We start from the raw sequence: 23,008 nt of genomic DNA on the forward strand, positions 1-23,008 counted from the left end.
CGGAACACCCGGACCCCAGGCGCCACAAACCAGCCCCAACATATGCCAGCGGCAGGCATATATCCCAAATACCCCGCCTGACCAGCGATCTCACGGCGCATCTGCGCGATCACCCAGCGTACCGGAGCGGGTTGTCCAGGGACTCGCGAGTGGCCAAACAAATTCGCTCGCACGGGGCATCGCTCACCGAGCAGAGGCCCTCACGGAAACCCCCACGGAATCCCCCACGAAAGCCCCCACGGAATCCCCCACGGAATCCCCCGCAGCAACGCCGTCGGAAACCCGGGCGGCGACGGCCGCCGCCGCCCGGGCCACCGCTCACCGGAACTTGGCCTTACCCGGCCCGTCCTCGACAAAGCTCCGCATCCCGATCTCGCGGTCCTCGGTGGCGAACAGCCCCGCGAACCAGCTGCGTTCAATGGCGAGACCGGTCTCCAGATCGGTCTCCAGGCCCGCGTCCACCGCTTCCTTGGCCGCGCGCAGCGCGATCGCCGGACCCCGCGCGAGCCGGGCCGCCCATGCGTGCGCCTGCTCGTAGACCTCCTCCGCCGGTACGACGCGGTCCACGAGCCCGAGCGTCAGCGCCTCGTCGGCCTTGACCTGACGGCCCGTGAAGATGAGGTCCTTGGCGCGGGACGGGCCGATCAGCCGGGACAGCCGCTGGGTGCCGCCCGCGCCCGGGATCAGACCGAGCAGGATCTCCGGCTGGCCGAGCTTGGCGTTCTCGCCGGCGATCCGGTAGTCGGCGCACAGCGCCAGCTCGCAGCCGCCGCCGAGGGCGTAACCGGTGACGGCGGCGACGACGGGCTTGGGGATCCGGGCGACGGCGGTGAAGGAGTCCTGGAGGGCGCGGGACCGGGCCACCATTCCGGCGTGGTCCATGTCCCGCATCTCCTTGATGTCCGCGCCGGCCGCGAACACCTTCTCGCCGCCCCAGATCACCACGGCCCGTACGTCGTCGCGCCCGGTCACCTCCTCGGCGAGCTCCCGCAGCCGGTCCTGTGTGGCGATGTCCAGCGCGTTCATGGGCGGACGGTCCAGCCGGATGGTGCCGACGCCCTCGGCGACCTCGAGGTTCACAGTCATGAGCGCAGGTTAGCGTCCGTTAGCACGCCGCCCACAGCCTCCCCGTGTCCACCGATCGCCTACCGCTCCTCGCCTCTCCCGGCCACCTCTGCCATCCCTGTCATCCCTGTCATCCCTTTTGGTCGGCCTTCCACTTCGCCCACGACATGTTCCACCCGTTGAGCCCGTTGTCCGGCTGGACGGTGTCGTCGTGCGAGTTCTTCACCACGACCACGTCACCGATGATCGAGTTACGGAAGAACCAGGCCGCCGGGGTCGACTTGTCGCCACCGCCCCGCTGGTCGAAGAGGCCGACGCAGCCGTGGCTGACGTTCGCCGAGCCGAAGGTCGGCTTGCCCGCCCAGTAGTTGCCGTGGATGAAGGTGCCCGAGGTGGACAGCCGCATCGCGTGGGGCACGTCCTTGATGTCGTACTGGCCGTCGTAACCGACCGTGGCGCCGTTCATCCGAGTCACCGCGAGCCGCTCGCTGATGACCATCTTGCCGTTGTACGTCTCGTAGCCGGGCGCGCCGGAGGTGATGGGGAGGGTCTTGATGGTCTTGCCGTCCCGCTTGACCACCATCTTCTTGCTCTTGGCGTCGACCACGGAGACCTGGCTGCGGCCGATGGTGAACTTCACGGTCTTCTTCTGCTCGCCGTACACCCCCGGCCGTCCCTCGACGCCGTCGAGGTCCATGCTCAGGGTGACCTTGGTGCCCGGCGCCCAGTACTTCTCCGGCCGGAAGTCCAGCCGGTCGTTGCCGAACCAGTGGCCCTCGATCGGCACCGACGGGGAGGCCGAGACCTTGATCCCCTTCTCCACGGCCCCGGGGTCGGTGATGCCCCGGGTGAAGTGGATCGAGACCGGCATGCCGACGCCGACCTTCGAGCCGTCCTCCGGTGTGTAGGTCCCGAGGAAGGTCTTCTTGGGCCGGAGCGTGGTGAAGGAGGAGTGCTGGGAGGCGGTCAGCCCCTGGGAGTCCTTGGCGACGGCGTCGACCGTGTAGGTGGTCGCGGAGCTCAGCTGCCGGGAGGGCCGCCAGCTGCCGCCGTCCTCGGTGATCTTCCCGTCGATCTCCTTGCCCTTGGGGTCCTTGACCTTGACGGAGGTGAGCTTGCCCTTGTCCGACGTCACCTTGAGCGCCCCATGGGTGTTGACGCCCTTCGCCCCGTCCCGCGGCGTGATCGCCACGACGGCGCGCGAGGTCTTCCGGCCGCCCTCGCCCTTGTCGCCGCTCCCGTTCTTCTTCCCGTCGTCCGACCCGCCGCCCCCACCGCAGGCGGTCGCGAACACCAGCATCCCCCCGGTCAGCAGCGCGAGAAGCCCCTTACGGCCCCGCGCGCCCCGCGCCCTCAACGCCCCTGATATCGGCTGTACTTCCACTACGGCTCTCCCCTCCGCCCGCACCGCGCCCCGCGGCACCCCCGCTGTCTCCCGCTGTGTCCCGCGCACGCGCGCGTTCGACAGGAACTCATACCCACCCGGACGGCGGGGAGTTCGGTCGCGCACGCGCGCGTAGCGATCAGGAAATCACACGCCACTGACAGCGGACTCCCGGTTCTATGTCACGGTTCAGTCCCAGGTGGGGGCCCTGACCCCGGGCACGCCGGGCGAAACGTGAGGGTTGACCCCATCGCGGGCAGAACAGAAGAGGGCGGCAGCGGCACGGGACGCCGCGCGGTCCAAGCCCCACGGCCGGTCCAAGCCCCACGGCCGGAGCCGCGAACGCCGGAGGCGCTACGTGTCGCAGCATGCAGCCGAGCAGGGCAAAGCGCACAACGGGCTGCCGAGGCCGCGCACGGGCGCGGCAGCCATCGGAGGGGACGACGACCGGGCCGCCGGACCAGGCGGCGTACGAGAAGACGATCGAGGCGACGACCGGGACGGCTTACGCAACGGCCGCCGCGCCGACTCCGGCCCGCCGCCCGCCGCGCCCGCGCGCCTCCCCGCCCCGTACGGCGACCCGTACGGAGGCGTCCCGGCGTGGCCGGGCAGCGCGCAGCCGCTCGGGGCGCGGGTGCGGACCGGGCCGGGTGGGGTGGTCGGCACCAACTTCGCGCTGTGGGCGCAGGGCGCGGAGGCCGTGGAGGTGTGCCTGTTCGACGACGACGGGGCCGAGACCCGCCATCCCCTCACCGAGCGGACCCATGAGATCTGGCACGGCTTCGTACCCGGCGTGCTCCCCGGGCAGCGGTACGGCTACCGGGTGCACGGCCGCTGGGATCCGTGGACCGGCGCCCGCTGGAACCCGGCCAAGCTGCTGCTCGATCCGTACGCCCGCGCCGTGGACGGCGACTTCGGGGGCGCGGGGGTGATCCCGCGCGCGTGGCACGGGGCGCTGCCGCCCGAGGTGTACGGCCATGTGCGGGACTGGCCGCAGCAGCACATCGCCGACACCGTGCGCGACGACCGCGACTCCGCTCCGTACGTCCCCAAGGGCGTGGTCGTCGGTGACGATGCCCCCGACAGCCCCGACAGCCCCGACAGCCCCGACTGTCCGCCCGACGACCGGCGCCCCAACACCCCCTGGGCCGACACCGTCATCTACGAACTCCACGTACGCGGCTTCACCAAGCGCCACCCCGGCATCCCGCCCGAGCTGCGCGGCACCTACGCGGGGCTCGCGCATCCGGCCGCGATCGAGCATCTGACCCGGCTCGGGGTGACGGCCGTGGAGCTGCTGCCGGTGCACCAGTTCGCGCACGAGGACCATCTGCTCCGGCGCGGTCTGCGCAACTACTGGGGCTACAACTCCATCGGCTATTTCGCGCCGCACGGCGCGTACGCGGCGAGCGGCACCCGCGGCGGGCAGGTCGGCGAGTTCCGGCGGATGGTGCGCGCGCTGCACGACGCGGGCATCGAGGTGATCCTCGACGTGGTCTACAACCACACCGCGGAGAGCGGCGAGCTGGGGCCCACGTTCTCGCTGCGCGGCATCGACAACCGCGCCTACTACCGCCTCCAGCAGGACCCGCGCCGCTACGCCGACTACACGGGCTGCGGCAACACCCTGCACGTACCGCACCCCCATGTGCTGCGGCTGATCACGGACTCGCTGCGCTACTGGGTGACCGAGATGGGCGTGGACGGCTTCCGCTTCGACCTCGCCGCCACCCTCGCCCGCAGCGCCACCACTCACGACGTGGACATGCTCTCCCCCTTCCTGACCGTGCTCGCCCAGGACCCGGTCTGCCGCCGGGTCAAGCTGATCGCCGAGCCGTGGGACGTGGGCGCCGGCGGCTATCAGGTCGGCGCGTTCCCCCCGCTCTGGTCGGAGTGGAACGACCGCTACCGCGACGCGGTGCGCGACTTCTGGCGCGGCGCCCTGCCCGACGTGCGCGACCTCGGCACCCGGCTGTCCGGCTCCAGCGACCTGTACGGATGGGGTGGCCGGGGGCCGTACGCCTCGGTCAACTTCATCACCGCCCACGACGGCTTCACCCTCCGCGACCTGGTCAGCTACGACCGCAAGCACAACGAGGCCAACGGCGAGGGCAACCGCGACGGCACGGGCGACAACCGCTCCTCGAACTGCGGCGCCGAGGGCGAGACCGAGGATCCGGCCGTACGGGCGCTGCGCCGCCGCCAGCTGCGCAATCTGCTCAGCACGCTGCTGCTGTCCACCGGCGTGCCGATGCTGGTCGCCGGCGACGAGATGGGCCGCACCCAGGGCGGCAACAACAACGCGTACTGCCAGGACAACGAGACCGGCTGGCTTGACTGGACGCTGCTGGAGGACCCGGGCTGGCGCGCGCTCACCGACCTCACCGCCCGCCTGATCCACCTGCGCCGCGACCACCCCGTACTGCGCCGGCCCGCCTTCTTCTCCGGCCGCGCGCAGGGCCCCGACGGGCTGCGCGACCTGGCCTGGTTCACCGCGGCCGGCACGGAGATGACCGAGCGGGACTGGTACGCGCCGACGGCCGCCGTGGGCCTGTACCTGTCCGGCCACGACACCGCGCGGCGCGATGCGCGAGGCGCCCCGGTCACCGACGACAGCTTCCTGGTGCTGCTGCACTCGGGCCCCGCGCCGGTGGACTTCGCCCTCCCCGGTCCGCCGTGGGCCGCCGCGTACGAACTCCTCGTCGACACCTCGCGGGAGGACCAGGACGCGCCCCCGGGCGCCCGGCATCGCGCCGGTTCACGGATCGTGCTGCGCGAGCGCTCGGTGCTGCTCCTACGCGCCGTCACGGCCGTGGAGGAGGACCGGAAAACCGAGTGAGCGCTGTCAGTGCCGGACCGTAACCTCGGCAGGTGATGGCTGCCACAAATGAACGACTCAGGAAACCGGAGAAGGAACCGAGAATCAAACGCTCGGCCACGCGCTCGCTGTCGCGCCTGTGGCCCTATGTACGGCCTGTCAAAACGCGCTTCATGATGGCGGCCGGGGTCGCGGCCGTCGCCTCCTGTATGGGCCTGGTCATCCCGCTTGTGCTCAAGTGGCTGGTGGACGGCCCGGTGGCCGACCGGGAGCCGGGCGGGGTGTGGCTGGGCGGCGCCCTGCTGCTGGGGCTCGGCGTCGCGGAGGCGGGGCTGTTCGGGGTGCGGCGCTGGCTGGTGGCCCGGCCGCTGGCCTTCGTGGAGGCCTCGATGCGCGCCGCCCTGTACCGACATCTGCAGCGGCTGCCGGTCTCCTTCCACGACCGCTGGGCGTCCGGGCAGCTGCTCTCGCGCGCGACGACCGACCTGATGCTGCTGCGGATGTTCCTCGCGTTCCCGCTCACCTTCCTGGTGGTCAACGGGGTCACGGTCCTCGTCGGGTTCGCCATCCTGCTCGCGCAGCAGTGGACGCTGGGGCTGGTCCTGCTGCTCCCGGCCATTCCGCTGATCATCCTGTGCTCCGTCTTCGAGACGCGGTACGCGGTCGTCGCCCGCACCGTCCAGGACCAGACGGGCGATCTGACCACGGTCGTCGAGGAGGGCGTCCTCGGCATCCGTATCGTCAAGGGCTTCGGGCGCCACCGCAGCCAGGCGCGCGCCTTCCGGGCGCTGACGGGGCGGGTCCGCTCGACGGAGCTGCACAAGGCGGGCCTGCTGGCCACGATCTGGGCGCTGATCATGACGCTGCCCGAGCTGGCGATCGGCGCGGCCCTGGTCCTCGGCACGGTGCAGGTCGCCGACGGCGATCTGTCGGCCGGTACGCTCGTCGCCTTCCTCTCCACCGCGCTGACGCTGCGCTGGCCGGTGGAGTCGCTGGGCTTCCTGCTGGCGATGAGCCAGGATGCTGCGACGGCGACGGACCGGTTCTTCGAGGTGATGGACGAGCCGACGGCGGAGCAGTCGACGGCAGAGCAGCAGCGGTCTGCGGCCCCGCGCGCCGACGCCCTGCGCACCACCGCACCCCACGACGGGCTGCGCTTCGAGGGCCTGGAGTTCCGGTACGCGGACGCGCCGCCGGACGCCCCGCCCGTACTGGCCGGGGTCGATCTGCACATCCGTTCCGGCGAGACGATGGCCCTGGTCGGAGCGACCGGCTCGGGCAAGACCACGCTCACCGCCCTGGTGCCGCGCCTCCATGAGCCGACGCGCGGCCGGATCACCCTCGACGGCCGGGACATCACCACCCTCCCCCGGGACGAGCTGCGCGAGCTGGTCGCCGTCGCGTTCGAGGAGCCCACGCTGTTCTCCGCGACGGCGGGGGAGAACGTGCTGATGGGCGCGGCCGGGGCGGGCCAGGCCGATCTCGTACGGGCGCTTCAGGTGGCCCAGGCCGACTTCGTACACGCCCTGCCACAGGGCGCCGACACCCAGGTCGGCGAGCAGGGGCTGAGCCTGTCGGGCGGTCAGCGCCAGCGGCTCGCCCTGGCGCGGGCCGTGGTCGGGCAGCCCCGGTTCCTCGTCCTCGACGATCCGCTGTCCGCGCTGGACGTGCACACCGAGGCCCTGGTGGAGGCCGCGCTGCGCCAGGTGCTGGCGACGACGACGGCGCTGGTGGTGGCCCACCGCCCGTCCACCGTGCTGCTCGCCGACCGCGTCGCGCTGCTCTCCGGCGGGCGGATCGCCGCGGTCGGCACCCATCATCAACTGCTGGGCGACAGCGCGGAGTACCGGTCGCTGATGTCCGGTATCGAGCGGGAGGAGGCCCGATGACCCAGACCGCTACCGGCACCGGCACCAACGCAGAAGACAACGCAAAAGAAGCCGCGGACAAGCCCGGGGCCGCGCCGGACGGCGACCCCTTCGACCAGGATGTGCTGCCCACCCCCAAAGGCGCCTCCCTCACGCTGCTGCGCTCGCTGCTCTCCCCGCGCCGCGGCCGGGTCTGGGTGGCGGCCGTCCTGCTCCTCCTCCAGCAGGCCGCGGTGCAGGCCGGCCCGCTCCTCGTCGCGTACGCCATCGACACCGCCGTACCCGCGTTCCGCGACGGCGGCCACGGCCCCCTCATCGCCGTCGCCGTCGCCTACCTCGGCTGCGCGCTCGCCTCCGGGGCGCTCCAGTACGCCTTCATCCGCACCTCGGCCCGGATCAGCCAGGACGTGCTGCTCGATCTGCGGGGCAGGATCTTCCGCCATGCGCAGGCGCTCAGCGTCGACTTCCATGAGCGCTACACCTCCGGCCGGCTGATCTCGCGCACCACCACGGACGTCGAGTCGCTGCGCGAACTGCTCAGCGAGGGGCTGGAGGAGCTGCTGGGCGTCGCACTCTCCGGTGTCTACATCTCCGTGGTCCTGCTGTATCTGGACTGGGGCCTGGGCGGTGCGGCGGTGCTCTCCTTCTGGCCGCTGTATCTGCTGGTCCGTCGCTTCCAGCGGCGCTCGATGCTCGTCTACCGCAAGCGGTCCACAGCCATCGCCGCGGTCATCGTCAAGTTCACCGAGACCATGAACGGCATCCGGCCGGTGCAGGCGTTCCGCCGCGAGCGGGTCAACGACGCGGACTTCCACGCGCTCAACCACCGCCATGAGCGGGTGAACGGGGACGCGATCCTGGAGATGGCCCGCTATGTGGTCGGCTCCCGGCTGGTGGCCAACGCGGCGGTGGCCGCGATCGTCCTGTGGGGCGCCTACCGGGTGGCCTCCGGAGACCTGGCGCTGGGCGTGCTGGCCGCGGCCGCGCTGTATCTGCGCAGGCTCTTCGACCCCATCGACCGCCTGGGGATGTTCCTGAACTCGTACCAGTCCGCCGCCGCGTCGCTGGAGAAGATCGCCGGTCTGCTCACCCAGCGCCCCTCGGTGGCCGAGCCCGCCGACCCCAAGCCGCTGCCGTCCCGCTCCTCCGAACTGCCCGGCCGCGAAGTGGTCTTCGACGGCGTGCGCTTCGCCTACCGTACGGGCGGCGAGGTGCTGCCCCGCTTCGACCTCACGCTGCCGGCCGGGCAGACCGTGGCCGTCGTGGGCGCGACCGGCGCGGGCAAGTCCACCCTCGCCAAACTGCTCGCCCGCTTCTACGACCCCACCGACGGCCGCGTCCTGCTCGACGGCGTGGACCTGCGCGAACTGGCCACGCCCGAGCTGCGCCGCGGCGTGGTGATGGTCACCCAGGAGGCGTTCCTCTTCTCCGGCACGGTCGCCGACAACATCGCCATCGGCCGCCCCGACGCCACCCGCGCCGAAATCGAGCACGCCGCCAAGGCCATCGGCGCGCACGACTTCATCGCCGCCCTGCCCGACGGCTACGACACGGATGTGCGCAAGCGCGGCGGGCGGATCTCCGCGGGCCAGCGACAGCTCGTGGCCTTCGCCCGGGCGCTGCTCGCGGACCCGTCCGTACTGATCCTCGACGAGGCGACCTCCTCGCTCGACATCCCGGGCGAGCGCGCGGTGCAGCGCGCCATGCACACGGTGCTGCGCGGCCGCACCGCGGTCGTCATCGCGCACCGCCTGTCGACGGTGGAGATCGCCGACCGGGTGCTGGTGATGGCGGACGGCCGGATCGTCGAGGACGGTTCGCCGGAGCGGCTGATCGCGGGCGAGGGCCGGTTCGCGGCGCTGCATCAGGCGTGGCGGGAGAGTCTGGTTTGACCTCCCGGGACCTCTCCAGGCGGAGCCGGTGCGCGGGACCGGCCGGAACTCGTCAGGGCGTCAGGCGAGCACGCGGTCGGCGGTGAGCTTGCGGGGGGTTTCGGTGAGCAGGGTGCGCAGCCGCGCCGCGGGCAGCGGGACGCCCGGGTCGTCGGAGGGGGGCATCTGCATCGGGGAGCCGGAGCGGATGGCTTCGGCGAGCTTTACCCAGGAGGCCCTCGTGGCGTCGGGGTCGGTGAAGTACGGCGCCGTGTAGGGGTCGGTCTCCGGTTCGAAGCGCCAGCTTTCGGCCAGGGGGCCGGCGTCGACGGTGTCGAAGCCCAGTCGGCTGATCAGGTCGGCGGCACTGGCCTTGGCCTGCGAGTCGTTGCCGGCGATGGGCAGGGCGGTGCGGTCGGCGGCGCCTGCGGGGCGGGCGAGTGCGGGGATGTGAATGTCCATGATGTTGTTGAACGCCTTGACGAGCTTCGCGCCGGCCAGGTGTTCCTGGACGAGTTCGCTGGTGGTGGTCTTGCCGGAGTCGAGGACTTCGACGTGCCCGTCGCGCATCGGGTAGTAGTTGCTCGTGTCGAGCACGACCTTGCCCGCCAGCGCGGCGGCCGGAAGCTTCCGGTAGGCGGCCAGCGGGACGCTCACCACCACCCAGTCACCCGCCCGGGCCGCCTCCTCGGGGGTCGCGGCGCGGGCCCGCTCACCGAGCCCCGCCACCGTCTCGGCCAGGGTCTGGGGACCGCGGGAGTTGGACAGGACGACGTCGATGCCCGCCGCGACCGCGAGCCGGGCCACAGCCGTGCCGATGTTGCCGCTGCCGATGAAGCCAAGTGTTGCCATGGGGGGATCTCCTCAATCTCGCGGACCGTGCCGTCCGCCGGGGGGGGTTGTGCAGGGGAGCCGGGCTCAGGCGGGAACATGCAGGCGAAGGCCAGAGGCTTCTCCCACTCCAACCGGAGCACATGCTCCTATTGAACGTAGCACAACCGGAGCACTTGCTCCGCAATGCTGGAGCTCGCTGTACCCTGGATGCCGTGACCCTCGCCGACCAACCCACCGCCACACCCGGGCAGCCCGCCCCGCGCGGCCGCCGCGCCGACGCCGAGCGCAACCGTGCCGCGATCATCGAGGCGGCCGGCGTCGTCTTCGCCGAGCAGGGCGGCACCGTCGACGTCCGTGAGATCGCCCGGCGCAGCGGCGTCGGCATGGGCACGCTCTACCGCCACTTCCCGGCCAAGGACGACCTGCTCGCCACCGTCCTGGGGCAGGAGTTCTCCTCCTGGCTCACCGACGCCCATCGGCAGGCCGCCGCCACCGAAGACCCCTGGCAGGCGCTGACCGGCTTCTTCGAGCAGATGCTCGCCAAGCAGGGCCGCAACCGCGCCCTCGTCGAGAGCTACGCCGCCGCCGGTGGCCCCACCGAGGCATGCGCCCGGCACTGCTACTCCGTCATGGACGAGCTGCGCACCCGCTGTCTGAACGCCGGCCTCGTGCGCTTCGACCTCACGACCGCTGATCTGGTCCTGCTCAGCACCTCTCTGAGCCAGACCGTCCTGACCGCCGGCGACAGTCAACCGGGCCAGTGGCGCCGCCTCCTGCGCATCTCCCTCGACGGCCTCAACAGCCGCAACACCGAACCCCTGCCCGAGCCCGCACCCCACGCGGACCCGCCCAGGAACGATTGACCGGGAAAATCTGCCCGCCCGCCACGGCTGGGCAAAGGATCGAGCGGATGGGGCACAGCCCGACGACGCATCAGCCAGCCATCACGGAAGCACGGTCACAACCGCCGACGTCATCGCCCTGTAGACCGCAACCGGCCAGCGCATGCTCACCTGAACCAGGTGATGCGACTGCCCACCCACGGCCAGGAAAGCCCTCGGAGACCCCGCACCGTACGGCCAACGTCGATCAGGCGGGAGACCGTCGGGTCGGAGGCGACCGGGCCGAAGACGGTCGGCTCGCACCGCCCTCAACGCCCTCAACGCGGACACGCGGGTGGGGCCCGATACGCTTCTTCGTCTAGAAAGTGCCTCCGACGGTGGCGGGAACAAGGACCTCAGCAATCCTCATTCTCGCTGGTCAGAGGCATTTTGTGCTTTCTTGACCACCAGTCGGACAGCCCGCCTCGTGAAAGCGCGAGGTTAGGGTAAATCGCCCGGTGGCGGGGCATGGTTTGAGACATCCACGACCCGGGAGGGCCCCGATGAGGCGTACGGAAGCGGCCAGGCAGTTGGGGAGGTTTGTGCGGGAGCACCGTACCGATGGCGGGCGACGCCTGCGGCAGGCTGGTATCTGGCTGATGGCCGGGGCTGTGGGCATGGCCTTCGGGGTGCCGGTGGCGATCGCATCGGTGGGCACCACGGAGGGGGCCCCGGGGCTGGCGGGGCTACTGCTCGGGGTCGGCCTGGTGGGGTGGGGGCTGGGGATCTGGCGCCTGGTGCAGGCGTTCCGTACCCGCGAGCAGTGCTTCGACATTCACGAGCGGGGGTTCACCCACCGGGTGGCGGGCACCGCCACCGTGATCCCCTGGGAGGACGTCGCGCAGGTGAGTACCACCGGCGGCGACGGCCGGCCGCTCGCCGACGCCCGCGGCATGGGCTCTACGTGCGAGATCCGGCTGCACAGCGGACGCCGGATCCGCGTCGATGCCTTCACTGAGGACATCCGGGGCCTGGCGGTGGTCGTCCATCGTGCGGTTCACCTCGGGCAGTTCCCCCAGGGACGGGGACGCTGACGGCCCTGGCTGACGCCGCTCGGTGCCGGGGTCGCCGACCGGCCGATCCGGCCTGAGGGCCAGGACCCGTGTGCATCCGGGGCTCGGCCGACGTCGTCCCCAGCGGCAGCGCCGGGACAGCGGCGCCAGGAGCGGCAACGCCGGGGGCAGCGGGCAGTTGGGCCCGTATGGTGGTTTTGGCGCATCAGCCCGTTCGGTCAGGTCCTGGCGTTCGGTCCATGGGGGGCGCAGATGGGTACCGAGCAAGACGATCAGATGTCGGGGTGGCCACCGCGGCCTGTCCCTCAGCCACCGCGACCTGTCCCTCAGCCGCCCGATCGCCCGGCGCAGACGGCTGGGGAGCGCTTTGTCTCCTGGCTGGAGTCGCCCCGGCCAGCGGCCCCTTCAGGCGTGTGGCGGTACGGGTGGAATGCCAAAACGCCCTCAGCGCCTGGGGGGTGGCTCGTGGTGCGCGCGTTCACGGGCGTCGTGTGCACCTGGTTCGTGTGGAGCCTGATCCATAACGGGTATCTCGGAGCCGGCTGGTACGCCTCTTTGAGCTACGCGCTGGACGACTTCTCAAACGTGAATGAGCTGATATGGCTCGTTTATCTTTACGACGTTCTGCTCCTGGGTTTGGTGGCCATGTTCTTCGGCTGGCTCGGGGGCTGGCGCCAGGCGTGGCGCCGCTATGTGTTGCCGGCCTCGAAGCGCCTATGGGATCAGCCGGAGGCCACATCGCCCGGTGGCCCCGCCTCATGGGCCGAACTTCGTGCGGCAGGTGCGCATGCCGCTGCGGACCGGCTGGTCTCCGATGCCCGCTCCGGGTCGATGAACGATGTGGATTTCGCGCGCATCGCCCGCGCGTGGAGCATGGTACGAATCGGCCGGATACGGTTGGCAGATTTCACCGACACCGTCCTCCGGCTCGGCGCCGCCGCGTGGACGCACCCTTCGGGCGCACGAGATCTGCCACGGCGGACCGCGGCGCACGACCTGATGACCGGGCAGGTGCGGATCGGCAGCGCGGTCCAGGAGCCGGGCGGCACGCCCGCGCGCGGTGGCTTCGGTCTCGCCCTGAGCCCTGCCGAGCTGGGGACCTCTGTTCTGGCGATCGGGCCTTCCCGCTCGGGAAAGACGTCTCAACTGGTGCGCCCCGTCACCGAAGCGCTGTGTCTGCAGGCACTCGCCCGAACGGCCACCGTCATCGCTGTGGGAACGGGAACGGAGCCCGCCGTGCCGGACGATGCCTTCGACATCGTCATCAGGCCGGGCGACCCCCGGTCACTCCACGACTTCGATTTATACGGGGGCACCGACGACTCCCAACAAGCGGCGACCATCCTCGCCGAGGCGCTGGTCGGCGACCTCACCATTACCGCCGGCCCCCTGGCTCACGCTGTCCCACGCGCCGCGACCGCACTCGCCGAACTCCTCGGACCATTCCAGGCAGCTCATCACCGCTTCCCCCAAGTGTCAGAGCTCCACGAACTCCTCAACGGGAGCCAGGACGCCATCGACTCGCTCCGCAATGCTCTGGAAGCCGCCAGTCAGGACGCACAACTGCGCGTCCTCGACCAGAGAGGCCGAGAAACCGGCGCCGGTGAAATGGTCAGGGCATTGCTGCGCGATCGGGTCGCCATACTGGAGCCGCTGCTCGCTCCCCGTACCCATGCGCGGCCGTTCCTCCTCGGCTCAGCCCTGCGACAGCCTCAGCGCATCCGCATCGACCTGCCCGCCTCCGGCCTCGCCGAGGCCTCCGACATCACAGCCCGCCTCATCCTGACCCAGTTCAACACCTACGCGGCCACGCGCACGGAACAGACGGCTTTCGCCTTCCTCGTGCTCGACGCAGCCGCACGAGCCATCACTCCAGGGAGCCTGCACGGGGTGCGGCGTCTCCGTTCCGCCCATTCCGGCGTTCTCCTCACCCTCCAGCTCCTCGACGACATTCCGGAGCCTTTGCGCTTTCCACTGCTCGAAGCGGTCGGCTGCCTGGTCTGTTGCCCGGGTCTGAGCCCGAGGGATGCCCAGCGGATCAACCACAAGCGGCCCACCCCTTATCTGATGTCCTCCATCCCCTCGGACCTCAGCCTTGTCTCGATGCCTTCGGACCACCGACACATGGCCGCCCCGCTCCTGGTCCGTTTGCACAGTTAGCGACGCCCGTACGAGGCCATCAGCCCGGCGGCGAGCACAGGGTCCACGACCGGTACCCCGAGCCGGTCCTCCAGCAGCGGGCGGATCCCGATCGTGTTCAGTCCGGTGCAGGCCAGCAGCAGGGTGTCCGCGCCCGCCTCGACGAGCCCCGCGGCGGCCCCCAGCACCGCCGCGGGGCCCTCGGGGGCCAGCAGGTCCGTCGTACGGTGCACTCCCCGCGGCCTCACCTCCCCGGCGAAGCGCTCACCGAGGACCGCGCGCACGGCAGGTGGCGCCTGGTCCCTGATGCCCAGCACGCCGACGCGGCTGCCGAGGCCCAGCGCCACGGCGGCGGCCGCCGAACCCGCGCCGATCACCGGCACGTCGACCGCCTCGCGGGTGCGCTCCAGCGCCGGGTCGGCGGCGCAGCTGATGACCAGGGCCGCGGCCCCGTCGGCGGCCAGCTCGCGGGCCAGCGCGACGATCTTCGGTTCGGCACGGCGCTCTGAGTCGTCGTCGTGGATGCCGTGCGGCTGCCCGGGGATGCACCGGGAGACGGCCGGAATGCCGTACCGCTCCTCGATGGCCCTGCCGTGGGCCGCCACGGCAGGGCCATCGCTGGTGAGGACGCGGATCACGCCGATGTGCGAGATCATGAGTCGCTCCCGGGCCGACCTCCGGGCGCCTGGGCGGAGTGGCCGAAGGCGGCCACCACCTCCCCCGCCATGCGGATCGCGATGGCCCTGGCCAGGAGGACCGGGCGGCCGACGGCGCGGACCGCGGCCTCCCGCATCCGCTCGGTGTAGCCGATGCAGTCCAGGACGATCCAGGAGCTGCCGCCCTGGGCGAGGGTCCGCGCTGCGGCCGCCACCTCGTCCAGGGCCTGCTCCGGCGGTGCGTACGGATTGGCGGAGGCGGCGAGAACACTGCCGGGCAGTACGTCGGACCATCGGCGGACCGCGTCCTCGGCCTGATCCGGGTGCGGGCAGACGATACCGACCGGGTCGGGGCCGACGGCGGCCGCGACCGCGTGCAGCGCCAGGGGTTCGGCGAACAGCAGCGGCCGGTTCGCCCGTACGGCGGGAAAGTGGCCGGTGCACAGCAGCAGCGTCGCGACGGCACCGTCCTGCTCCGCTCGGGCCACGGCCCGCTCGATGCGCGGGATCAGCGCCGTATGGCCGAGCACCACCGAGCCGCCGTCGCGCAGCCGGGTCACCAGCGGCGCCTCACCGGGCTCGGGGGCCAGCAGCCGACGGGTCTCCCGCTCGGCAGGGCCGTCGAACCGTTCGCCGTCGAGCGCGCCGTGTTCCACCAGGCGCACGCCCGGCAGCAGCGGTTCGGCGTCCGGCCGCAGATCGGAACGCGGGGCCTGGCCGATGGTGACGAGGCCGAGGGCCGGGGTGGTCACGGGTGGTGGCTCCTTCATGAGTTTGTCATCGCGGTAATCGCGGTCACAGGGCCTTGGTCAGCTGACCCACGTCGTTCAGCGAGCTCCCGGCGACCAGCCCGGCGCCCACGAGCGACAGATCGTTCTCCGACTGCTCATCGGACTCCTTGCGCGCCTCGGGGTCGGTCAGCCCGCGGCGGCGCCACATGGTGTACGCCTGGCGGATGGCCAGGGCACCGAGCACCATCCACCCGGCGTCGGGCGTGGCCACCAACAACCCGGTGGCCAGCAGAACACCCATCTGCCGGGACGGTCCGCCGAGGAACTGGATGAGCGCTCCGGGGATCGCCCACAGCAGCATGGTCGTCATGGTGCCGGGTTCGAGGCCGCCCTTGATGGTGGCCACGTACACCTCGGACACCGGCGGCACCCGCCCGTCCGAGAAGAACGACTTCCAGGCGATGGCGACCACGACGAGCGCGACGCCGAAACCGACGAGCTGGGCGAGGTACTGCTGGCGCCGCCCCTCGATCTCGAAGGGCTGCCACGGCACGGCGTTCCGCCGCAGCAGCCAGCCGGCCTTGAAGTCGTAGCCGAGGTCGGCGAAGGCGGGGCCGGTGGAGGCGGTGTAGCCCACCATCAGGGCGAGCGGCACGGTGGGGATGTGCAGGACCAGGCCGATGATCAGGAAGATCAGTGTGACGGCGAAGGCCGGGAACCACCCGGAGTGCATCGCCGCGAGGCCCACGATGAGCTGATGCACGATGGCGGCGATCCCGGCCAGCGCCACCCAGCCGACCAGGGCGGGGACGGACAGCCGGCCGACCACTCCGCCGGCGATGGCGACCACGATCGCGCCGCATACGAAGAGCCCCATGCCTTCCAGCAGGCCGCGGCGCAGCTGCGGAGCCTGGACCGTACGCTCGTCGTCGGCGTCAGCGGCGTCATGGGACGCCGGGTCGTCGCCACCCCCCTTGCGGGTACGCATCAGCAGCAGCGCCTGGACCAGCGCGACGAGACCGGCGCCGACCATCAGGCCGTGCGGCACCCGCTCGGCGCCGAGGTCGAAGCCGAAGTCCGGGGCGTACTGGCCGGCGGCCAGCCCGACGCCGAACATCGCGAGCGCCCAGATGTTGCCGAGGAAGCCGACGCCCGCGGCGCTGGTGGGGAACTTGAAGAGCGCGCCCACCAGGCCGACGACCGCGCCCACGCCGAGTACCGCGGCCTTGCGCCCGCCGGTGTCCCCGGCCTTGATGGTCTCGGCCGCGGCGATGCCCGCGGGCCAGGAGCCGGTGGCGGGCAGCAGCTTGGAGTCGAACACCCGGTACAGCACCCAGCTGTCGACGGCCAGCCCGATGACGGCGCCGCCCAGCATGGGCCACACCAGGTCGGTACGGCCCAGGGCGAAGGGCACGGCGATCGGGGTGAGCAGGGAGTTGGCCGCGGCGAAGGTGGAGCCGGAGATCGCCGACTGCACCAGGTTCTGCCGGTGCTGGGAGCGCATCCGGGTCAGCACACCGACCGGGATGCGGCCGATCAGCATGGCGACCAGGGCGCCGATCACGGCCGTGTTGGGGGACACGCCGAGCGAGGTGATCAGCACCATGCCGATCAGGGCCCCGAGGACCGACATCAGGACGGTGATGACGAGCGTGACCGGTTCGAATGCTCTGGGGTGCGCTTCGACCGGCGTGGAGGTGGCCTCCGAGTCGGTCTGGGTGTTCGGGTGGTTCATGGGGACTCCTGGGCGCGGGGAATCACTGCACGGGGACGGGCGCCTGCAGATGGGTCATGGGGCCGTACAGCTCGACCAGGCGCGCGAACTCCTCGTCGTCGAGGAAGCGCGCGGCACCGCGGCCGAACTCCTTGGCGGTCTCGATCGCGAACCGGGCGGCGGCCGCGATGTCGGTTTCGTGGCTGGCGCCGGTGGCGCAACCGGCCACGGCGGTCGCGGCGGTGATGGCGAGGCCGACGACGGGGGCCTCGGTGGCGACGGCGGGCTGGAGGATGGAGTTGAGGTGGTGGACCCCGTTGCCGTACGGGGTGATGTCCTGCGTGGTGATGGGCAGCACATGCGCGGGCTCCCCGGTGACAGTCTCCAGGATGGACACCAGGTCCTCGCTGACCCGCAGGATCCAGCCCTCGCGGACCGTCGGCGACAGGGCGAGGCCGCGGTGGTTGAGCAGCCGGTTTCCCTTGGTGGTGTCGATGGAGACGACGGCGTCCATCGCGGGGGAGATCTCCTCACGGTTGCACACCAGGGTGTCCACCGGGGAGTCCATGAAGGGCACCGGGTCGTGCGGCTGGGTGGGGGCCCACCCGCAGACATGTGTGGAGAGCGTCACATCGCCGTCCAGGACGTCGCCGCGGGCGTGCATGTCCAGCAGCTTCGCGGCGGCGGACAGCGCCGCGACCGCCCCGTCGGCGTCGGAGACCAGCCCGATCCGCTCCGGGCGGGCGCCGACGCCGCCGAGCCGGCCGAGGATACCGAGGGTCGGCGCGTCGCCACCGCTGAGCCGGCCGCGGCGGCCGGGGACGGTGACGGTGACGAAGTCCGTGCTGCCCTTGTCGCCCTCGACCGTGCGCACCTCGATCCGCGGCGCGGTGGCCGGGTCGGCACCGGCGGCGGCCTGGACGGCGCGCAGGTGGTCGGCGAGCAGTTTCCCGCTGGTCTGCGGGCGGTCGAGGAGTTCGATGATCTCAAGGACGTGTTTGAGCACGGGTGCCTCTCAGGACGAACGAGGTTGCGGGTGTTGCGCGTGTTACGGGCGTTGCCGGTGTTGCTGGTGTTGCCAGCGTTGCGGCTGTTGCGGGTGACGCGGCTGTTGCGGGTGGCGCGATCAGACCGCCGGTCCGGGCGAGCGGCGATGGGGAGGCCCGGATTCCGGTCGCCCCAGACTCAGCCGACCGTCCCGCCGAGCGCAATGTTTTCTCGATATGCGGGAATGTTTATTCTTCCGTCATGCCCGAGCAGTCACCCGTAACCGGCACGCCACCGCTGCAGACCGCGGATCGCGTCCTCAATGTCCTGCTGTCCTTCGACCGGGAGCGCCCGGAGTGGGGCGTCACCGAGATCGCCGCGGAGTTCGGCCTGGACAAGTCGGTCGCGCAGCGGCTGCTGGCCGCGCTGGCGTACCGCGGCTTCCTGGTCTCCGACCAGCGCACCCGCCGCTACCGGCTGGGCCCGGCGGTGTGGCATCTGTCACGGGTGTGGGAGCGTGGCGGCGGCATGGCCAGCCTGGTGCGGCCCACGCTGGAGTCGCTCGCCGAGGCGGTCGGGGTCGGCGCGCTGTTCGCGGTGCCGGACGGTGTCCATATGCGCTGTGTCGCCGCCGCGGACGGGGCGACCGGGCCGCTGCGGTACTACGCCCTGGCGGGCGAGCTCTACCCGGCCCACGCCGGGGCCACCTCCCGCGCCTACTTCGGTATGCTGCCGCCCGGCGATCGGGCCGTTCTGCTGTACGGCCGCCCGATGGCGCGGTTCAGCGAGAACACGCTGACCGATCCGGTGCGGCTGGAGGAGCGGTTCGCCGAGGTGCGGCGCCTCGGCTACGCGTACTCCGAGGGCGAGTACGATCCGCAGACCGCGGCGCTCGCGGTTCCCGTGCTCGTCGGCCGGCGGCCGGTGGGCACGCTGTCCCTGGCCGCGGCTCTCGAGGAGTTGCGGGGCCGCCGGGAGGAACTGACCGGCCCGCTGCAGCAGGCCGCGGCGGACCTGGGCAGGCTGCTGATGCCGGCCCATCCGCGCCATGTCCCGCCGCGCCACGAGCCGCGCCGCGACGGGCGCTGAGCGGCTACATCGGGCTACATCACATTCGTTCTGACCGTCTTTGTTCTGACCGTCTTTGTTCTGACCGTCCCAGGAAGGGCCATCCATCATGCGGTTGCTGCTGCTGTCCAACTCCACCGCCCCCGGGCGCGGCTATCTGGACCACGCGCGGGAGGAGATCGGCGCGCTGCTCGACGGCGTACGGCGGCTGGTCTTCGTGCCGTACGCCCTCGCCGACCGGGACGGCTACACCGCGCAGGTGGCCAAGGCCCTCGAGCCCCTGGGGATCGAGGTGACCGGCGCGCACACCGCCGCCGACCCGGCCGGGCTGATCGGCGGCGCCGAGGCGGTGTTCGTGGGCGGCGGCAACAGCTTCCGGCTGCTCAAGGCCCTGCACGAGCACGGCCTGGTACGGGCCATCCGCGAGCGGGTGGCGGCCGGTATGCCGTACATCGGATCGAGCGCGGGCACCAACATGGCCTGCCCCACCCTGCGCACCACCAACGACATGCCGATCGTCCAGCCGCCCAGCTTCGAGGCCCTGGGCCTGCTGCCGTTCCAGATCAACCCGCACTACCTGGACCCGCGGCCGGACCTGGGCCACATGGGCGAGACGCGGGCCGAGCGGCTTGAGCAGTTCCTGGAGGAGAACGACGTGCCGGTGGTGGGGCTGCGGGAGGGCACCTGGCTGCGCCGGGACGCGGACCGGCTGACGCTCGGCGGGATCGAGGCCGGGGCCGTCCTGTTCCAGCGCGGCGCGGCGCCTACGGAGCTCAGCCCGGGCGCGGACCTGAGCGCCCTGCTGGACGAACGCCCGCAGTTCGACAGCCCCGCCTGATCCACGCGCGCCCCTCGGCTCACTCCCCGACCGTGCCGTCGGCCAGCTCCCGTACGATATCGAGCTGCCCGGCGTGCCGGGCGTACTCCTGGAGCAGGTGGAAGAGGATCCGGCCGAGCGTCGGGGCCCCGGTCGCCCCAGGGCGACTCCATCGACTCGCCCAGGAACCCCCAGCGCAGCCAGCGCCGTTCGACGTGGGTGAGGTGATGGAGCAGTTCCAACGGGCTCCAGCCGGAGGGCAGTCGGGAGGTGCGCAGCTCGCTCTCGCTGAGCCCGTCGAGCTTATGGAGCACGACGCTCCGGTAGTAGTCGAGATAGGCGTCGAGCATCTCGCGGGTGTCGGCGAGCGAATGCGGCGGCTCGTCGATGGGATTCACAGGCGTCGGCATGGAGCGATGCTACGGACGGCCCCGGCCCCACCCCGCCCCATCCGAAATGCGAACGCGGGCCGTTTGTCAACGAACGCTTTCCGGCCAAGTTCTTGTCGCGCTCCTGACAGGACTAGTCCACCGATGACACTCTTCCCTCGTTCGGCGCACAGCTCCCCCACAGCTCGCGGCTGAGCTTCGACACCGTCGGCACCCGCATGCACACCTTCGCACCTTCCCCCCACGCGCTCTGCCCCGTCATGCCCGGGCGGCCTCACCCGGCCGTCCGGTCGTAACCGGTCGCGCCACCGCGCGGCCAGCGCAGAAGGAGTCAGTGTGAGATCGACCTCCCAACGCCCCCACAGACCCCAGGCATCCCAGGCATCCCGCCGCCGCGCCGTCGCGAGCGGCGCCCTGGTCGCCGCGGCGGCCATGCTCGCCGTCGGGATGCAGACCGGCCCCGCCGCCGCCCGCCCGGACGGCTCCCCGAACACCTCCGCCCCGGCCGCCGGCACGGTCTTCGCCAAGCCGGACCCCGGCGCCCTGCCGGTGGCCCTCTCCCCCGCCAAGCGCGCCGGGCTGATCCGGGAAGCCGACGCCGCCAAGGCCGCCACCGCCAGGACAATCGGCCTCGGCGCCAAGGAGAAGCTGGTCGTCAAGGACGTCACCAAGGACGCCGACGGCACCGTCCACACCCGCTACGAGCGCACCTACGACGGACTGCCGGTCCTCGGCGGCGACTTGGTCGTCGACGAGGCCAAGAGCGGCGCCGTGAAGTCGGTCGCCAAGGCGACCAAGGCGCAGGTGAAGGTCGCTTCCACCAGCGCCGCCGTCGCACCCGCCACGGTCGAGAAGGCGGCGGTGCAGGCGGCGAACGCGCAGGGTTCGCGCAAGACGGAGGCCGAGCGGGCGCCGCGCAAGGTGATCTGGGCGGCCAAGGGCACGCCCACGCTCGCGTACGAGACGGTCGTCGGCGGTCTCCAGGAGGACGGCACGCCGAACGAGCTGCACGTCATCACCGACGCGAACACCGGCGCCAAACTCTTCGAGTTCCAGGGCGTCAAGGAGGGCACCGGCAACAGCCAGTACAGCGGGCAGGTCGCCCTCGGTACGTCGGGCAGCTCGGGCTCGTACAACCTGACCGACGGCGGGCGCGGCGGCCACAAGACGTACAACCTCAACCGGGGCACCTCGGGGACGGGCACGCTCTTCACCGACGCCGACGACGTCTGGGGCAACGGGACGACCGGCGACGCCGCGACCGCCGGTGTGGACGCGGCCTACGGCGCCGCGCTGACCTGGGACTACTACAAGGACGTGCACGGCCGCACGGGTATCCGGGGCGATGGCGTCGGGGCGTACTCCCGGGTCCACTACAGCAGCGGCTACGTCAACGCGTTCTGGCAGGACTCCTGCTTCTGCATGACGTACGGCGACGGGTCCGGCAACGCCAAGCCGCTGACCTCGATCGACGTGGCGGCCCACGAGATGTCCCACGGCGTCACCGCCGCGACCGCCAACCTCACCTACAGCGGTGAGTCCGGCGGCCTCAACGAGGGCACCTCGGACATCTTCGCCGCCGCCGTCGAGTTCAACGCCAACAACGCGAACGACCCCGGCGACTACCTGGTCGGCGAGAAGATCGACATCAACGGCGACGGCACCCCGCTGCGCTACATGGACAAGCCCAGCAAGGACGGCGCGTCCAAGGACAGCTGGTACTCCGGCGTCGGCAACGTCGATGTGCACTACTCCTCCGGCGTCGCCAACCACTTCTTCTACCTGCTCTCCGAGGGCAGCGGCGCCAAGGTGATCAACGGCGTCAGCTACGACAGCCCGACCTACGACAACCTGCCGGTCCCCGGCATCGGGCGGGCCAACGCCGAGAAGATCTGGTTCAAGGCGCTGACCCAGCGCATGACCTCCAACACCAACTACGCGGGGGCGCGGGACGCCACGCTGTGGGCGGCGAGCGAGCTCTTCGGCCAGGCCAGCCCCGAGTACAACACGGTGGCCAACACCTGGGCCGCGGTCAACGTCGGGTCCCGGATCGTCGAGGGCGTCTCCATCACCGCGCCCGGCGACCAGACCAGCATCGTCGACCAGGCCGTCAGCCTGCAGATCGCGGCGACCAGCTCCAACCCGGGCGCGCTCACCTACGCCGCCACCGGGCTGCCCGCCGGGCTGTCGATCGACTCCTCGACCGGCGTGGTCTCCGGCACCCCGACCACGCTCGGCTCCGGCACCGTGACGGTCACCGTGACCGACTCGACCGGCAAGTCGGCCACCACCTCCTTCACCTGGACCGTGAACACCACCGGCGGCAGCGTCTTCGAGAACACCGCTGACGTCGCCATCCCGGACGCGGGCGACGCGGTCACCTCTTCGATCACGGTGAGCCGGGCCGGCAACGCGCCGTCCAACCTTCAGGTGGGCGTGGACATCGTGCACACCTGGCGGGGTGACCTGGTGATCGACCTGGTGGCGCCGGACGGTACGGCGTACCGGCTGAAGAACTCCAGTTCCTCGGACTCGGCGGACGACGTGAAGACCACCTACACGGTCGACGCCTCGTCCGAGGTGGCCGTCGGCACCTGGAAGTTGAAGGTGCAGGACGTCGCCTCGCTGGACACCGGCTACATCAACAGCTGGAAGCTGACGTTCTGAACGATGCGCACATCCGGATGAGGTGCTGAGCCATCCGGACATCGGCAGGCGCCGCCAGGGGTGACCCGACTCCCCCTGGCGGCGCCTCTTTTGTCGCTCTCTGAGC

Annotated in this window: 16 protein-coding genes and 1 pseudogene; 9 read left to right on the forward strand and 8 right to left on the reverse strand. The window is 71.4% G+C overall.

Annotated features, from left to right (window positions below):
- Positions 1 to 318: 318 nt before the first annotated feature.
- Entirely contained in the window at positions 319 to 1,086 is a 768-nt protein-coding gene (locus ACWDSL_RS00425) for an enoyl-CoA hydratase/isomerase family protein (protein WP_450480151.1), read from the reverse strand.
- Positions 1,087 to 1,195: 109 nt separating this feature from the next.
- The gene (locus ACWDSL_RS00430) at positions 1,196 to 2,449 is read right to left on the reverse strand and encodes a L,D-transpeptidase (RefSeq protein WP_450480153.1); all 1,254 of its coding nucleotides are present in this window, start codon (positions 2,447 to 2,449) and stop codon (positions 1,196 to 1,198) included.
- 358 nt (positions 2,450 to 2,807) lie between these two features.
- Here ACWDSL_RS00430 and glgX point away from each other — a divergent pair, with 358 nt between their 5' ends.
- From glgX to ACWDSL_RS00445, 3 genes are read left to right on the forward strand one after another with little or no spacing between them, the layout of a single operon-like run.
- Complete coding sequence (gene glgX, locus ACWDSL_RS00435; RefSeq protein WP_450480155.1) at positions 2,808 to 5,288, forward strand: glycogen debranching protein GlgX; 2,481 nt, start codon at positions 2,808 to 2,810, stop codon at positions 5,286 to 5,288.
- Between the two features lie 35 nt (positions 5,289 to 5,323).
- Positions 5,324 to 7,156, forward strand: a complete 1,833-nt coding sequence (locus ACWDSL_RS00440) for an ABC transporter ATP-binding protein (RefSeq protein ID WP_450480288.1) — start codon at positions 5,324 to 5,326, stop codon at positions 7,154 to 7,156.
- Complete coding sequence (locus ACWDSL_RS00445; RefSeq protein WP_450480157.1) at positions 7,153 to 9,027, forward strand: ABC transporter ATP-binding protein; 1,875 nt, start codon at positions 7,153 to 7,155, stop codon at positions 9,025 to 9,027. The genes ACWDSL_RS00440 and ACWDSL_RS00445 overlap by 4 nt, the downstream gene beginning before the upstream one ends.
- A 60-nt stretch (positions 9,028 to 9,087) precedes the next feature.
- Here ACWDSL_RS00445 and ACWDSL_RS00450 read toward each other — a convergent pair whose 3' ends face one another.
- Positions 9,088 to 9,858: an NADPH-dependent F420 reductase gene (locus ACWDSL_RS00450; protein WP_450480159.1), complete on the reverse strand. Its 771-nt coding sequence runs from the start codon at positions 9,856 to 9,858 to the stop codon at positions 9,088 to 9,090.
- 194 nt (positions 9,859 to 10,052) lie between these two features.
- Here ACWDSL_RS00450 and ACWDSL_RS00455 point away from each other — a divergent pair, with 194 nt between their 5' ends.
- The 3 genes from ACWDSL_RS00455 (at position 10,053) to ACWDSL_RS00465 (ending at position 13,894) form a co-directional block, all read left to right on the forward strand.
- A complete protein-coding gene (locus ACWDSL_RS00455; protein WP_450480161.1) occupies positions 10,053 to 10,703 on the forward strand; it encodes a TetR/AcrR family transcriptional regulator in 651 nt (216 codons plus the stop codon).
- A 521-nt stretch (positions 10,704 to 11,224) separates the two neighbouring features.
- Entirely contained in the window at positions 11,225 to 11,755 is a 531-nt protein-coding gene (locus tag ACWDSL_RS00460) for a hypothetical protein (protein WP_450480163.1), read from the forward strand.
- Positions 11,756 to 12,199: 444 nt separating this feature from the next.
- Positions 12,200 to 13,894 carry an ATP-binding protein gene (locus ACWDSL_RS00465; protein ID WP_450480165.1) on the forward strand — a complete coding sequence of 565 codons (1,695 nt, stop codon included), beginning with the start codon at positions 12,200 to 12,202 and terminating at the stop codon, positions 13,892 to 13,894.
- Here ACWDSL_RS00465 and ACWDSL_RS00470 read toward each other — a convergent pair.
- The 4 genes from ACWDSL_RS00470 to ACWDSL_RS00485 are packed head-to-tail and all read right to left on the reverse strand — an operon-like array spanning position 13,891 to position 17,980.
- Positions 13,891 to 14,529, reverse strand: coding sequence for an aspartate/glutamate racemase family protein (locus ACWDSL_RS00470; protein WP_450480167.1), 639 nt, complete (start codon positions 14,527 to 14,529; stop codon positions 13,891 to 13,893). The two genes, ACWDSL_RS00465 and ACWDSL_RS00470, sit on opposite strands and share 4 nt — an antisense overlap.
- A complete protein-coding gene (locus tag ACWDSL_RS00475) occupies positions 14,526 to 15,281 on the reverse strand; it encodes an AroM family protein (RefSeq protein ID WP_450480169.1) in 756 nt (251 codons plus the stop codon). The genes ACWDSL_RS00470 and ACWDSL_RS00475 overlap by 4 nt, the downstream gene beginning before the upstream one ends.
- Positions 15,282 to 15,324: 43 nt before the next feature.
- Positions 15,325 to 16,995: an OPT family oligopeptide transporter gene (locus ACWDSL_RS00480; protein ID WP_450480171.1), complete on the reverse strand. Its 1,671-nt coding sequence runs from the start codon at positions 16,993 to 16,995 to the stop codon at positions 15,325 to 15,327.
- Positions 16,996 to 17,017: 22 nt separating this feature from the next.
- Positions 17,018 to 17,980: a DUF1177 domain-containing protein gene (locus tag ACWDSL_RS00485; protein WP_450480173.1), complete on the reverse strand. Its 963-nt coding sequence runs from the start codon at positions 17,978 to 17,980 to the stop codon at positions 17,018 to 17,020.
- Between the two features lie 242 nt (positions 17,981 to 18,222).
- Here ACWDSL_RS00485 and ACWDSL_RS00490 point away from each other — a divergent pair, with 242 nt between their 5' ends.
- Entirely contained in the window at positions 18,223 to 19,050 is an 828-nt protein-coding gene (locus tag ACWDSL_RS00490; protein ID WP_450480175.1) for an IclR family transcriptional regulator, read from the forward strand.
- 88 nt (positions 19,051 to 19,138) lie between these two features.
- Positions 19,139 to 19,867, forward strand: a complete 729-nt coding sequence (gene pepE / locus ACWDSL_RS00495) for a dipeptidase PepE (protein ID WP_450480177.1) — start codon at positions 19,139 to 19,141, stop codon at positions 19,865 to 19,867.
- Between the two features lie 19 nt (positions 19,868 to 19,886).
- Here the strand turns inward: pepE and ACWDSL_RS00500 are convergent.
- Positions 19,887 to 20,256, reverse strand: a pseudogene (locus ACWDSL_RS00500) (mycothiol transferase).
- 411 nt (positions 20,257 to 20,667) lie between these two features.
- On the opposite strand from ACWDSL_RS00500, the gene ACWDSL_RS00505 reads away from it, so the two are divergent.
- Entirely contained in the window at positions 20,668 to 22,902 is a 2,235-nt protein-coding gene (locus ACWDSL_RS00505; protein WP_450480290.1) for a M4 family metallopeptidase, read from the forward strand.
- The last annotated feature ends 106 nt before the right edge of the window (positions 22,903 to 23,008 follow it).

This window comes from Streptomyces sp. NPDC000941 (assembly GCF_053599555.1).

Bases quoted from the DNA above. Each gene is read 5' to 3' on its own strand.
- ACWDSL_RS00445 (WP_450480157.1), top strand. From the start codon at position 7,153: ATGACCCAGACCGCTACCGGCACCGGCACCAACGCAGAAGACAACGCA.
- ACWDSL_RS00425 (WP_450480151.1), bottom strand. From the start codon at position 1,086: ATGACTGTGAACCTCGAGGTCGCCGAGGGCGTCGGCACCATCCGGCTG.
- ACWDSL_RS00460 (WP_450480163.1), top strand. From the start codon at position 11,225: ATGAGGCGTACGGAAGCGGCCAGGCAGTTGGGGAGGTTTGTGCGGGAG.
- ACWDSL_RS00440 (WP_450480288.1), top strand. From the start codon at position 5,324: ATGGCTGCCACAAATGAACGACTCAGGAAACCGGAGAAGGAACCGAGA.
- ACWDSL_RS00450 (WP_450480159.1), bottom strand. From the start codon at position 9,858: ATGGCAACACTTGGCTTCATCGGCAGCGGCAACATCGGCACGGCTGTG.
- ACWDSL_RS00505 (WP_450480290.1), top strand. From the start codon at position 20,668: ATGCTCGCCGTCGGGATGCAGACCGGCCCCGCCGCCGCCCGCCCGGAC.
- ACWDSL_RS00490 (WP_450480175.1), top strand. From the start codon at position 18,223: ATGCCCGAGCAGTCACCCGTAACCGGCACGCCACCGCTGCAGACCGCG.
- ACWDSL_RS00480 (WP_450480171.1), bottom strand. From the start codon at position 16,995: ATGAACCACCCGAACACCCAGACCGACTCGGAGGCCACCTCCACGCCG.
- ACWDSL_RS00470 (WP_450480167.1), bottom strand. From the start codon at position 14,529: ATGATCTCGCACATCGGCGTGATCCGCGTCCTCACCAGCGATGGCCCT.
- pepE (WP_450480177.1), top strand. From the start codon at position 19,139: ATGCGGTTGCTGCTGCTGTCCAACTCCACCGCCCCCGGGCGCGGCTAT.